This window comes from Magnetospirillum sp. UT-4, assembly GCF_902729435.1.
Lineage (GTDB): Bacteria > Pseudomonadota > Alphaproteobacteria > Rhodospirillales > Magnetospirillaceae > Magnetospirillum.
Window position 1 is genome coordinate 1 of record NZ_CACVCG010000061.1, and the last position, 12,480, is coordinate 12,480.

General features: G+C 70.4%; 12 protein-coding genes. 4 read left to right on the forward strand and 8 right to left on the reverse strand.

Annotated features, from left to right (window positions below; all coding sequences use genetic code 11):
• Positions 1-64 precede the first annotated feature (64 nt).
• The 5 genes from ftsH to trpB all read right to left on the reverse strand — a co-directional run bounded on the left by ftsH (position 65) and on the right by trpB (position 6,514).
• On the reverse strand, positions 65-1,918 hold the full coding sequence (ftsH, locus tag MTBUT4_RS10235) for an ATP-dependent zinc metalloprotease FtsH (protein WP_254434813.1): 1,854 nt from the start codon (positions 1,916-1,918) through the stop codon (positions 65-67).
• Between the two features lie 99 nt (positions 1,919-2,017).
• Positions 2,018-3,328: a folylpolyglutamate synthase/dihydrofolate synthase family protein gene (locus MTBUT4_RS10240; protein WP_371737776.1), complete on the reverse strand. Its 1,311-nt coding sequence runs from the start codon at positions 3,326-3,328 to the stop codon at positions 2,018-2,020.
• Positions 3,329-3,447: 119 nt separating this feature from the next.
• Positions 3,448-4,365 (reverse strand): acetyl-CoA carboxylase, carboxyltransferase subunit beta, encoded by a 918-nt coding sequence (gene accD, locus MTBUT4_RS10245; protein WP_173979593.1) that lies wholly within the window; start codon positions 4,363-4,365, stop codon positions 3,448-3,450.
• Positions 4,366-4,478: 113 nt separating this feature from the next.
• The gene (gene trpA / locus MTBUT4_RS10250; protein WP_173979594.1) at positions 4,479-5,291 is read right to left on the reverse strand and encodes a tryptophan synthase subunit alpha; all 813 of its coding nucleotides are present in this window, start codon (positions 5,289-5,291) and stop codon (positions 4,479-4,481) included.
• A complete protein-coding gene (gene trpB, locus MTBUT4_RS10255) occupies positions 5,291-6,514 on the reverse strand; it encodes a tryptophan synthase subunit beta (protein WP_173979595.1) in 1,224 nt (407 codons plus the stop codon). The genes trpA and trpB overlap by 1 nt, the downstream gene beginning before the upstream one ends.
• A 156-nt stretch (positions 6,515-6,670) precedes the next feature.
• Here trpB and MTBUT4_RS10260 point away from each other — a divergent pair, with 156 nt between their 5' ends.
• Positions 6,671-7,048 carry a c-type cytochrome domain-containing protein gene (locus tag MTBUT4_RS10260; protein ID WP_173979596.1) on the forward strand — a complete coding sequence of 126 codons (378 nt, stop codon included), beginning with the start codon at positions 6,671-6,673 and terminating at the stop codon, positions 7,046-7,048.
• Positions 7,049-7,106: 58 nt separating this feature from the next.
• On the opposite strand, the gene MTBUT4_RS10265 is transcribed toward MTBUT4_RS10260, so the two are convergent.
• The 3 genes from MTBUT4_RS10265 to MTBUT4_RS10275 form a co-directional block, all read right to left on the reverse strand.
• Positions 7,107-7,595: a PRC-barrel domain-containing protein gene (locus MTBUT4_RS10265; RefSeq protein WP_173979597.1), complete on the reverse strand. Its 489-nt coding sequence runs from the start codon at positions 7,593-7,595 to the stop codon at positions 7,107-7,109.
• 39 nt (positions 7,596-7,634) lie between these two features.
• Complete coding sequence (locus MTBUT4_RS10270; protein ID WP_173979598.1) at positions 7,635-8,228, reverse strand: sigma-70 family RNA polymerase sigma factor; 594 nt, start codon at positions 8,226-8,228, stop codon at positions 7,635-7,637.
• Between the two features lie 225 nt (positions 8,229-8,453).
• Positions 8,454-8,897, reverse strand: coding sequence for a hemerythrin domain-containing protein (locus MTBUT4_RS10275; protein ID WP_173979599.1), 444 nt, complete (start codon positions 8,895-8,897; stop codon positions 8,454-8,456).
• Positions 8,898-9,094: 197 nt separating this feature from the next.
• Here MTBUT4_RS10275 and MTBUT4_RS10280 point away from each other — a divergent pair, with 197 nt between their 5' ends.
• From MTBUT4_RS10280 to egtD, 3 genes are all read left to right on the forward strand, one after another.
• The gene (locus tag MTBUT4_RS10280) at positions 9,095-10,198 is read left to right on the forward strand and encodes a glycosyltransferase family 4 protein (RefSeq protein WP_173979600.1); all 1,104 of its coding nucleotides are present in this window, start codon (positions 9,095-9,097) and stop codon (positions 10,196-10,198) included.
• Between the two features lie 93 nt (positions 10,199-10,291).
• On the forward strand, positions 10,292-11,467 hold the full coding sequence (locus MTBUT4_RS19275) for an ergothioneine biosynthesis protein EgtB (RefSeq protein WP_254434814.1): 1,176 nt from the start codon (positions 10,292-10,294) through the stop codon (positions 11,465-11,467).
• A gap of 5 nt (positions 11,468-11,472) precedes the next feature.
• A complete protein-coding gene (egtD, locus tag MTBUT4_RS19280) occupies positions 11,473-12,426 on the forward strand; it encodes an L-histidine N(alpha)-methyltransferase (protein ID WP_217424148.1) in 954 nt (317 codons plus the stop codon).
• The last annotated feature ends 54 nt before the right edge of the window (positions 12,427-12,480 follow it).

The following is a 12,480-nucleotide window of genomic DNA, read 5'->3' on the forward strand; positions in this document are numbered from 1 at the left end:
CGCTGCGCACTCTCCTCAGGATGAGGCTACGGATACACAATGACCTGAATTGGCGTTCCCCCCTTCACAGCTCGCGGAAGGCCGCCTGGTCGAGGTCGTCGAAGCCGGCGCCGCGGGTGATTTCGGTGATTTCGGCGCCGCTCAGGGATTCGCGGTCCAGCAGGGCCTGGGCCACCGCCTCCAGCTGGGCGGAATGGGTCTTCAGGATGGCCAGCGCCTTCATCCGGCCTTCCGCCACCAGCGCCTTGACCTCGGCATCGATCTCGCGGCTGGTCTCGTCGGCCCGCACGCCCTCGGGGGTGTAGGGGTCGCCGTGGGCGCCGCCGAAGGCGACCAAGCCGAGGCGGTCGCTCATGCCCCATTCGGTGACCATCTTGCGGGCGATGCGGCTGGCCATCTGGATGTCGCCGGCGGCGCCGGTGGAGATCTCCTCGGGGCCGAACACCAGTTCCTCGGCGGCGCGCCCGCCCATGGCCACGGCGATGTCGGCCTTGAGCTTCGAGCGGCGCAGCGCCGGGCTGTCCCGCTCGGGGATGCGCACCACCATGCCCAGGGCCTGGCCGCGCGGCACGATGGTGGCCTTGTGGATGGGGTCGGACGCCGGCTGGTGCAGCGCCACCACCGCGTGGCCGGCCTCGTGATAGGCGGTCAGGCGGCGGTCCTCCTCGGCGAACAGCACGGCCCGCTCGGTGCCCAGCAGGATGCGGTCCTTGGCCTGGTCGAAATCGGCGGCGCCCACGCCTTCGCGCCCGGCCCGCGCCGCCAGGATGGCGGCCTCGTTGACCAGGTGCATCAGCTGTGCCCCCGAGAAGCCGGGGGTGCCGCGGGCCACAGCGTGCAGATCGACTTCCGCCGCCAGCCGCACCGATCCGGCATGCACCCCCAGGATCTTCTCGCGCCCCGAGACGTCGGGGATCTGCAGCACCACGTGGCGGGAGAAGCGGCCCGGCCGCAGCAGCGCCTCGTCCAGGATGTCGGGGCGGTTGGTGGCGGCGATCACCACCACGCCGGAATTGGGCTTGAAGCCGTCCATCTCGACCAGCAGCTGGTTCAGGGTCTGCTCGCGCTCCTCGTGCGCCGCCCGGGCATTGGAGCCGGACCGCTGGCGCCCGACCGCGTCGATCTCGTCGATGAACAGGATGCAGGGCGCCTTCTTCTTGGCGGTGGCGAACATCTTGCGCACCCGCCCGGCGCCGACGCCGACGAACATCTCGACGAAATCCGAGCCCGAGATGGAGAAGAACGGCACCCCCGCCTCGCCGGCCACGGCGCGGGCCAGCAGGGTCTTGCCGGTACCGGGCGGGCCGCTCATCAGCACGCCGGTGGGCACCCGTGCCCCCAGGCGCGAGAAGCGGCGCGGGTCCTTCAGGAACTCCACCACCTCCATCAGCTCGGCCTTTTCGTTGTCGCAGCCGGCGACGTCGGCGAAGCGCACGTTGGACTCGGAGGCGCCGGCGCGGCGCGCCCGGTTGCCGCCGGCCATGCCGCCGCGAAGGCGGAAGAACACCACGGCGCCGATGATGGCGGCGACGATCAGCACGTTGCCGCCCACCGCCAGCAGGGTCTCCGAGGTGGGATGGGACTCGCCCTGGGCGTCGCGTTCGAGGGCGAAGCTGACGGCGGCGCCCTTGCCGGCGGCCTCGGCGGCCAGCCCGGCGGCGACCTGGGCCGGCACCTGGGCGCGGTGCAGCGCCCCCGAGGTCTCCCGCAGGACGGCGGTGCCGCGGGCGTAGAAGGTGAGTTCGGCGGCGGTGCCGCCCTCCACCAGCTTTCTCAGGCCGGAATAGCCGGCCTCGGCGGCGGCCGGGGCGGCCGGCCGGGCCAGCGCGCGGTAGAGGGGATAGCTGGCTGCACCGGCCAGAGTCAGGCCCAATACCGCCAGCAGGGCGGCCAAAAGGTACTTCTTCCGTTTGCTCACTGCTTCGCCTTCCGTCCTAACCAGCAAGGGGTACGGAGGGCACGGTAACCGTTTCCTAACCCGGCGGGGGGCGCGCAGAAGGGGGAGCGGGGAGAGGGGCTAGCGATTGTCCCGCAGAATCTCGCCGGCGAGGTAGAGCGATCCGCAAACGAGGATGCGGGCCGGTCCCTGGGGATGCGCAGCCACCAATTCGGCGATGGCGGCTTCGGCATTGGCGGCCGGTTTGGCATCCATGCAGAAATGGCGGGTGGCGGCGGAAGCCGCGTCCGCCGCCGACAGGCCGGCATGGCCCTCGGGCAGGGGGATGCCGCGCATGGAGTGGAAGCGGGCGGCCATGTGCTTCATGTAGCCGTCCACGTCCTTGTTCTCCAGCATGGCGAAGACGCCCATCAGCGGCATGTCGCGCCAGGACCGGGTGTGCCGGCCGATGGCCTCGGCGGCGTTGGGGTTGTGGCCGCCGTCCAGCCACAGCTCCCAGCCGGCCGGCAGCATCGCGACCAGCGGCCCCTTGGTCAGCCGCTGCAGGCGGGCCGGCCACTCCACCCCCTTCATCCCCAGCGCCAGGGCGGCGGGCGGAATCTCGGGCAGCACCGGCGGCTTCTCGGTGCGGGTCAGGCGCTCGACGCAGGCCAGGGCGACGGCGGCGTTGCGCATCTGGAAGCTGCCGGCCAGGCCGGGCGCCGGCAGCCGCCATTCCACGCTCTTGCCCTTGTAGAGGCTGCCGCCCTCGGGGGTGGCGCGCAGGAAGAAGTCCTCGCCCTCCTTGACCAGCGGCACGCCCATTTCCAGCGAGCGGGCCTCCAGCACCTTCCTGACCTTGCGGTCCTGGTCGGCGACCACGCAGGCGATGCCGCGCTTCATGATGCCGGCCTTCTCGGCGGCGATGGCCTCGATGCGGCCGCCCAGGAACTGCTGGTGGTCCATGGCGATGGTGGTGAGCACGGTGAGCGCCGGCCGCTCGATCACGTTGGTGGCGTCCAGCCGCCCGCCCAGCCCGGTCTCCAGGATGCAGACGTCGGCGGGAGTGCGGGTGAAGGCGAGGAAGGCGGCTGCCGTGGTGATCTCGAAGAAGGTGATGGGGGCGCCGGCATTGATCTGCTCGATCTCCTCCAGCAGCGCCAGCAATTCCCCGTCCTCGAGCAGCCGCCCGGCGACGCGGATGCGCTCGGCGAAGCGCACCAGATGCGGCGAGGTGTAGACATGGGCGCGAAGCCCCGCCGCCTCGAGGAAGGCACGCAGGAACGCCACCGTCGAGCCCTTGCCGTTGGTGCCGGCGACATGGATGGTGGGGGGCAGCCTGAGCTGCGGATGCCCCATCTTGTCGAGCAGCGTCAGCACCCGGTCCAGCGACAGGTCGATGGACTTGGGATGCAGGCGGGTCAGGCGGTCGAGGACGAGGTCGATCATCATGGCGGTAGTCCCGGAAGGCGGTTGACCCGTCGTTCCCGCGAAGGCGGGAACCCAGGAGCCGCAGACAGGCTGGAGGTGCACCCCTGGGTCCCCGCCTGCGCGGGGACGACGACGGAGCATTACATCCGCACCGCATCCTCGGGTGACGCGGCGCCGTCCACCGGCAGCAGCAGCAGGTCGCCGGCCGGGGCCTTGTTGCGCAGCAGGCCGAAGATGCGGATCAGGGTGGTGCGCAGATCCTTGCGCGGCACCACCATGTCGACCATGCCCTTCTCCAGCAGGTACTCGGCCTTCTGGAAGCCTTCGGGCAGCTTCTCGCGGATGGTGTTCTCGATCACCCTTGCGCCGGCGAAGCCGATCACCGCGCCGGGCTCGGCCACCTGGATGTCGCCCAGCATGGCGAAGCTGGCCGAGACGCCGCCGGTGGTGGGGTCGGTCAGCAGCACCACATAGGGCAGCCGCTTTTCCTTGACCTTGTCGACGGCGACGGTGGTGCGCGCCATCTGCATCAGCGACAGGATGCCCTCCTGCATGCGCGCCCCGCCCGAAGCCGGGATGATCAGCAGCGGCGCATCCTGCAGCACCGCCAGCTCGGCGGCGGCGACGATGCCCTCGCCCACCGCGACGCCCATGGAGCCGCCCTGGAACTCGAAATTGAAGGCCGCCACCACCACGCCCAGGCCGCCCATCCGGCCGTGGGCGACGACGATGGCGTCGTGCTCGCCGGTCTTGGCGCGGGTGTCCTTGAGGCGGTCGGTATAGCGCTTCTGGTCCTTGAACTTCAGCGGATCGTCGGACGATTTCGGCAGCTCGATGCGGGTGTAGCGGCCGTCGTCGAACAGCATCTCCAGGCGCTTCTTGACGCCCAGGCGCATGTGGTGGCCGCAATGCTGGCAGACGTTCAGCGCCTTCTCGAGGTCGCGGTGGAAGATCATGTGGCCGCAGCCCGGGCATTTGTGCCACAGGTTGTCGGGCACCTCGCGCGGGCGCACCAGGGCCTGGATCTTGGGTCGGACGTAGTTGGTCAGCCAGTTCATTCTGCTACTCCGGTTCCGCGTCACCCCCGGGCTCGACCCGGGGGTCCATCTTCGGCGCCGTGTCGTGCGGCCGCGTGGATGGCCGGGTCAAGCCCGGCCATGACGACAATAGATCAAACTCTCGCCCCGCGCACGCCCGCCGCCAGGGTGCGGACCAGGTCCAGCGCCGCCGCCACCGGGTCGCGGCCGTGTTCGCGCGCGTTCTCGGCGGCGGCCACGATGGCCGAGCCGACCACCACGCCGTCGGCCAGGCGGGCCACCTCGGCGGCCTGGTCGGGGGTCTTGATGCCGAAGCCGACGCACACCGGGAGCGGGGTATGGCGGCGGATGCGGGCCACCGCCTCGTCGATGGCGGTGGCGGTGGCCGAGGCGGTGCCGGTGATGCCGGCGATGGAGACGTAATAGACGAAGCCCGAGGCGTTGCCGACGATGGCCGGCAGGCGGGCATCGTCGCTGGTCGGCGTGGTCAGGAAGATGAAGTCGATGCCGTTGGCCCGGCAATGGGGCACCAGCTCGTCGGCTTCTTCCGGCGGCAGATCGACGATGATCAGGCCGTCGATGCCGGCGGCGGCGGCATCGGCGCAGAAGGCCCGCGCCCCCCAGGCATGGATGGGGTTGTAATAGCCCATCAGCACCACCGGGGTGGCGGGATCGGCCTGGCGGAACTGGGCCACCATGGCCAGCGTGCCCTTCAGCGTGCCGCCGGCCGCCAAGGCGCGCTGGGCGGCGTACTGGATTGCCGGGCCGTCGGCCATGGGATCGGTGAAGCACATGCCGAATTCGACGATGTCGGCGCCGGCCCCGGGCAGGCCGTCCAGGATGGCCTGCGAGGTGGCGCGGTCGGGGTCGAAGCCCATGACGTAGGTCACCAGGGCGGCGCGGTTCTCGGCCTTGAGTTGGGCGAAGCGGGCTTGAAGTCTGGACACTACAGCATCCCCATGGACTCGGCGTCACCCAGCGCCCGGATGACGGTGTTGAGGTCCTTGTCGCCGCGCCCCGACAAATTGATCACCATCAGGTGGTCCTTCGGCAGCGAACCGGCGATCTTCGAGGCATGGGCCAAGGCGTGGCTGGATTCCAGCGCCGGGATGATGCCCTCGGCGCGGGTGCAGGTCTGGAAGGCGGCCAGCGCCTCGTCGTCGGTGACCCAGACGTATTCGACCCGCCCGGTCTCGTGCAGCCAGGAATGCTCGGGGCCGATGCCGGGATAGTCCAGCCCGGCCGAGATGGAATGGGCCTCCTGGATCTGGCCGTCGGAATCCTGCAGCAGGTAGGTGCGGTTGCCGTGCAGCACGCCGGGCCGGCCGCCGGTCAGGCTGGCGGCGTGCAGCTTGTCGAGGCCGTGGCCGCCGGCCTCGACCCCGATGATGCGCACGCCCTGCTCGTCCAGGAAGGGATGGAACAGGCCCATGGCGTTGGAGCCGCCGCCGATGCAGGCGACCAGCGAATCGGGCAGGCGGCCCTCCAGCTCGTGCAGCTGGGTCCGCACCTCGTCGCCGATCACCGACTGGAAGTCGCGCACCATCATGGGGAAGGGATGCGGTCCGGCCACCGTGCCGATCAGGTAATAGGTGTCGGCGACGTTGGTCACCCAGTCCCTGAGGGCGTCGTTCATGGCGTCCTTCAGGGTCGCCGCGCCCGAGGTCACGGGGCGCACCTCGGCCCCCAGCAGCTTCATGCGGTAGACGTTGGGCGCCTGACGCTCGATGTCGGTGGAGCCCATGTAGATGACGCATTGCATGCCGAACAGGGCGCATACGGTGGCGGTGGCGACGCCGTGCTGGCCGGCCCCGGTCTCGGCGATGATGCGCTTCTTGCCCATGCGCCGGGCCAGCAGGATCTGGCCGATGCAGTTGTTGATCTTGTGGGCGCCGGTGTGGTTGAGGTCCTCGCGCTTGAGATAGACCTTGGCCCCGCCCCACGCCTCGGTCAGGCGGCTGGCGAAATACAGCGGGTTGGGCCGGCCGACGTAATGCTTCAGCAGCGAGCGGAACTCGGCCTGGAAGGCCGGATCGGCCTTGGCCTCGCCATAGGCCTTCTCCACCGACAGGATCAGCGGCATCAGCGTCTCGGCCACGTAGCGGCCGCCGAAAATGCCGAAATGCCCGCGCTCGTCCGGGCCGGCGCGGTAGGTGTTCAGGCTCGCCATGATTGCGTCCGAATGGCCGGAAGGGCCGCTAATAAAGCATGAAGCGCCGGGCGAGGGGAGGGTTTTTCGCGCATGATGTCATGGGACGCACGTTGCAAAATCGGTTAAGGTGTGTTGCACATAAGGATTAGGTAATAGGACAGGGAGTTTTCCGAGATGACCAAGATTCGCACCCTGGCGGCCGCTGCGCTGGCGGTTGCCCTCGCCGCCCCGGCATTCGCCAAGGAGGAGCCGGTGAGCTATTCCGAGGACGTCAGCCCGATTCTGCAGATCCGCTGCCTGGCCTGCCACCAGCCGGGCCAGGAGGGCACCGAGAAGAGCGGCCTCGACCTCTCGACCTATGACGGGCTGATGAAGGGGACCAAGCACGGGGCCATGATCGTCCCCGGCGATCCGGTCACCTCCAACCTGATGGTGCTGATCGACGGCAAGGCCGACAAGTCGCTGCAGATGCCCCACGGCAAGAAGAAGCTGTCGTCCTGCGACCGCGACATGATCCGCAAGTGGATCAAGCAGGGCGCCAAGAACAACTAGGTCTACCGCGCTTCGCAGGCGAGGGGCCGGCCCCGGCGGGGGCCGGCCCCTTTGCCGTTCAGCGTTCCGGCGTCTGCGCCTGCTGGCTGCGCGCTTCGTCCCAGAATGCGGTGATGCGGTCGCGCAGGGGCTGCGCCTCCAGCGCGGCGATGTTGTCGCCCTGCACCGCCGGAGCCGTCTCGAGGGTCCGGCGCGGGGCGTTGAGCACGAAGGTTTGGCTTTCCTGGCCCGGCTGCACCATGTTCCACGGCACCGCCACGCTCTTCTCGCCGATCCCCAGGAAGCCGCCGACGCCGATGATGGCGTAGCTGATCTGGCCGCGCTTGATATCGACGACCACGTCCTCGACCTCGCCGATGCGCTCGCCCTGGAGGTTGTTGACGGCCGCCCCCTGCACGGTATCGACGTCGACCAGGGTGACGCTGTTCATGGGGCGCTCGTCGATGGCCTCGGGTCGCGCGCTGCGGTTGGTCTCTCCGGTCTGGTTCTGCTGCTGTGCCATGGCCGGCGCGGCCAGGGCCAGGGCGACGGCGGTTGCGGCTAACATCCTGCTGAGCATTCTTCCCTCCTTGCTGTGCGAAAGCCTTCAGGCCCCCTTCCGCCGCCCGCCGCGATGGGCGGTCAGGCGGTGGGGCGTGCCGTCCGCGGTTAGCGGCTGGGGATGGGCCTCGCCGGGATCGGCCAGGTCGTCCATCGCCAGCTCGCCCTCCATCAGCCGGCGCAGTCGCCGGCGCGCCCGCGACAGCCGCGACTTGACGGTGCCCATGGGCACCCCCAGCGCTGCGGCGGCGTCCTCGTACTGCATGCCGTCCAGGCCGATCATCAGCACCACCCGCTGCTCCTGCTCGGGCAGGCGGTCGAAGGCGCGGGCCAGGTCCTTCAGGGTGACGCTATGCATCTGCCGGGCCGGGCACGACAGGTGGGTGTGCTCGTCGAGCAGCGGCACCATGGTGTTGACCGAGCCGTGCCGCAGGTACTGGTTGATATAGAGGTTATGGAGGATGGTGAACAACCAGGCGCGCAGATTGGTGCCCTCGCGCCACAGATGTTCGCGGGAGATGGCGCGCTCCAGGCAGTCCTGGACAAGATCCTCGGCATGGATCGAATCGCGTACCAGAACGCGCGCATATCGGCGAAGGTTGGGTATGTGATCGGCAACCATGTCTCCGAAATGCGCCATGCTCTCCACCTTCCGCCTGGCCAAACCCTAAAGGACTGGTGCATTGGTTACTGTCAGCGTGACGAAATATTCATGACCTTTCCAGCATGTGTATTGCTGCCAACTTGTGTATGGCGGAAGGTGTGCACGCAGCCTGAGCAAAGTAAGCTGGCCTGAGGGGGTAACCCGGCAGCAGCGCAGACCTCTCGGTCGCGTCGGCCAGGGCACGCCCTGGGAGGGGTGGCCTCAGTGCGGCCTGTCGTGTTCCTTGGCCGACAGGAACGTCCGGGCCATCTCGTCGAGCCGGTCGTCGCCGAGAAGCTGGCGGGCCTTGGGGAAGATGTCGCCTTCCTCCTCGCGCACGTGGTCCAGCAGCTTCTCGCGGATCGTTCCCAGCGTGTCGATCCAGTCGTCGGAATCGGCGGGGATGCCGTTCATCCGGGCCAGCAGGCCTGCCACCGCGTGATGCTCGCCGATGCCGTGCTCGACCATGTCGTGGGCCGGCTGCCTGTCCCGCAGCGCCGGGTAGAACACCGCCTCCTCGGCGTGGGCGTGCTTGAGGATGGCCTCCTTCAGCGCGTCGAACAGCTGGTTGCGCCGGCCGAGATCGGTGGCCGAGGTGGCGAGGATGGTCGAGAACAGCCGCTCGACGGTGGCATGGTCGTCCTTCAGGACATCGAGAACATTCATCGGGCGCTCTCTCCGGGGCGGTGGCATCGGCCTTTCAACGCCCGCCGCCCCGGCGCGGTTCCGCACCCGAACGCCATAGGCTGCCGCCTTTGGGCTACCCCGTCTGAGACCCCGGGCACCCCCTCTGAGGACGCCGCAAGCGCCGCGGTTTGTGGTGGCATGGGCGGGCAAGAAATACGGCAGGAAGGCGTTCATCCATGGCAGGCCGCGATCCCGCCCCCAGCATCCTGATAACCATCGAGCCCCCGGGGGCGGTGTGGCCGCATGTGGACGCGCTGGTGCGCGAGCTGTCGGCGCTGGGGGCCGAGGTGACCATCGCCGCGCTGACCCCGCTGCGGCCCGGCCAGCGCCTGGAATATGCCGGGGTTCCCGGAGTCGATCTGCTGGCCTGCCCGCATCCCGTCGCCACGCCGGCCGAGCATCTGGCCGCCCGCGGCCGGGTCGCCGACTGGCTGCTGTCGGTCGAGGAGATGTTCAATCCCGACGTGGTCCACCTCACCGGCTACCTCCATGCCGGGCTGCCGTGGTGCGGCAAGCTGCTGGTGGCGGGCTATCCCGGCACCGGCGCCTCGTACGGGCGGCTCGACCTCAGCCAGCGTTGGGTCTGCAACAGCGCCTTCCTGCACGGCCTCAAGGGGGCCGACCTGGTGGTCACCCCCAGCGCCACCATGATGTCGGCGCTGACCCGGCATTTCGGCGTCGTCCCGGGCCGCGTCATCCGCGACGGCCGCGATCCCGGCCGCTACGCCCCGGCCCTGAAGGAGCCGGTGATCCTGTCGGTGGGCGGCCAGCGCGACAGTGCGGCCAAGCCCTCGGTGCTGGAGCAGGTGGCGCCCAGGCTGCCCTGGCCGGTGGTGGTGGGCGGCGAACAGCTGGACGGCGAGGGCAAGCCGGTGCGCCTCGAGGGCGTCTCGGCCATGGGGCGGCTGCACCCGAGCCAGCTGGTGCCGTGGTTCAACCGCTCCTCGGTCTACGTGGCGCTGTCGGCGGAAGGCCCAGGCACCTGGCTGCCCGAGGCGGGCCTGAGCGGCTGCGCCCTGGTGCTGGGTGACACCGCCGCCCTGCGCGAGGCCTGGAGCGGCGCCGCCATGTTCGTTCCGGTGGACGACCGCGACGCGCTGTCGTCGGGCCTGCGCACCCTGCTGGCCGACCGCCGCCTGCGCGAGGCCATGGGCAACGCCGCGCGCCGGCGCGCGCTCGGCCACACCGCGCGGACCATGGCCGAGGCCTACATGGCGGCCTACCGCGACCTCATCGCCAAGCGCGCCCCCAACCAGTTCGCCGAGGAACGGCTGGCCTGACCGAAGGGCATGCCCCGCATGGGGCGGTTGAACGGGGGGCGGGGAAATCCGACCTGACGCCCACTTCGCAGAGCATGAAAGGCGGGGCGGAGCATGAAAGGCCGGGTCATGACGGTGTTGCGGGCGGACCATGCCGTCGATCGGTTCCGCCGGGTCAGGGCGGAAAGCGAGCGCCTGACGGCCGGCCTCACCGCCGAGGACATGGGCGGCCAGGCCTTCCCCGAGGCCAGCCCGGCCAAGTGGCACCTGGCCCACACCACCTGGTTCTTCGACGAGTTCCTGGTGGGCGGCGAGGCGGTCTTCGATCCCGCCTTCCGCACCCTGTTCAATTCCTATTACGACAGCGTCGGCGCCCGGCCGCCGCAGGCGGCGCGCGGCGGCCTGACCCGGCCCGGGCTGGAGGTGGTGATGCAGTACCGCCGCTGGCTCGACCGCCTGGTCCCGGACCTGGCCGGGCGCCCGGGGGCGGTGGGCGTCCTCGCCGCCGGCTGCGCCCACGAGCAGCAGCACCAGGAATTGCTGCTGACCGACATCCTCGCATTGTTCGCCGGCAATCCGCTGGAGCCGGCGGCGCTGGCGGTGGAGCCCGCGGCGCCGCCGCTGCCGGCCGAGGGCTGGACCGAGCATGGCGGCGGCGTCGCCGAGATCGGCGCTTCGGGCGACGGCTTCGCCTTCGACAACGAAGGGCCGCGCCATGCGGTGCTGCTGGCGCCGTTCCGCCTGGCGGCGCGGCCGGTGACGGCGGGACAGTGGCAGGCCTTCATGGCCGATTGCGGCTACGAGCGGCCCGAGCTGTGGCAGTCCGACGGCTGGGACGCGGTTCGCGCGCTGGGTTGGCAGGCACCGCAATATTGGCGCCCGGAATGCTCGCCGAACGGGGGCGGCGCCTGGACCATGATGACCCTGGCCGGGCGCCGCCCGGTGGATGCGGACGAGCCGGTCCGCCACGTCTCGTGGTACGAGGCCGACGCCTTCGCCCGCTGGGCCGGCGCCCGCCTGCCGACCGAGGAGGAATGGGAGGCGGCGGCCCCCGGCGGCGCCGGGGCGGTGTGGGAATGGACCGGCAGCGCCCATCGCCCCTATCCCGGCTGGCGGCGGCCCGAGGGCGCCATGGGCGAGTACAATGGCAAGTTCATGGCCGGGCGCATGGTGCTGCGCGGCGGCAGCCTCGCCACCCCGGCCGGCGGCGCCACCCGCACCACCCGCAATTTCTGGTGGCCGGCGGCGCGCTGGCAGTTCACCGGCCTGCGCCTGGCGGCGGCGCCGTGACCCCCATGCCGCAATCCCGCCCGGCTGCCGACGGCTTCGCCGAGGCCATGGTGGCCGGCCTGTCCGGCCAGCCGCGCGCGGTGCCCTGCCGCTACCTCTATGATTCCGAGGGCCTGGCGCTGTTCGAGCGCATCACCGAGCTGGACGAATATTATCTCAGCCGCACCGAGACCGCCCTGCTGGCCGCCCACGGCGGCGACATCGCCGCCCGGGTGGGGACCGGCTGCCGGGTGGTCGAGTTCGGTGCCGGTTCCATGGCCAAGTCGCGGCTGCTGCTGGCGGCGCTGGAGCGGCCCTCGACCTATGTCCCCATCGACATCGCCGCCGATGCGCTGACCTTGGCGGCGCGGCGCGTCTCGCGCGTGTTTCCCGGGCTCACCGTGACGCCGCTGGCCGCCGACTTCCTGCGGCCGCTGACATTGCCCCCCGAGGTGGCGGGCGGGGGGCCGGTGCTGGAATTTTTCCCCGGCTCGACCATCGGCAACCTCGCCCCCATCGAGGCGCGCGACTTCCTGCGCCGGGCGGCGCGGCTGGCGGCGCCGGCGGGCTGGCTGCTGGTGGGGGTGGATCTGGCCAAGGACCCGCGGGTCATCGAGGCCGCCTACGACGATGTGCAAGGCATCACCGCCGCATTCGTGCGCAACCTGCTGGCCCGCGCCAACCGCGACCTGAGCGCCGATTTCGACCCCGAATCCTTCGACCATATCGCCCGCTGGAACGCCCGCGAAAGCCGGATCGAGATTCATCTGGTGGCCAATTGCCGCCAGTCGGCCTCGCTGGCCGGGCGCCGCTTCCGCTTCCGCCGCGGCGACACCATCCATGTCGAGGACTGCTACAAGTACTCGGTGGAACAGTTCCGCTGGCTGGCCCGCGCCGCCGGCTGGCAGCCCGAGGCGGTGTGGATCGATCCCGCCCGCCTGTTCAGCCTTCACCTGCTGGCCCTGCCCGGCGGCGCTTGACCGCCATCCGGCCGGACCTATCTTGGTCCGGACGATGGTGGGGGCACGATTGCC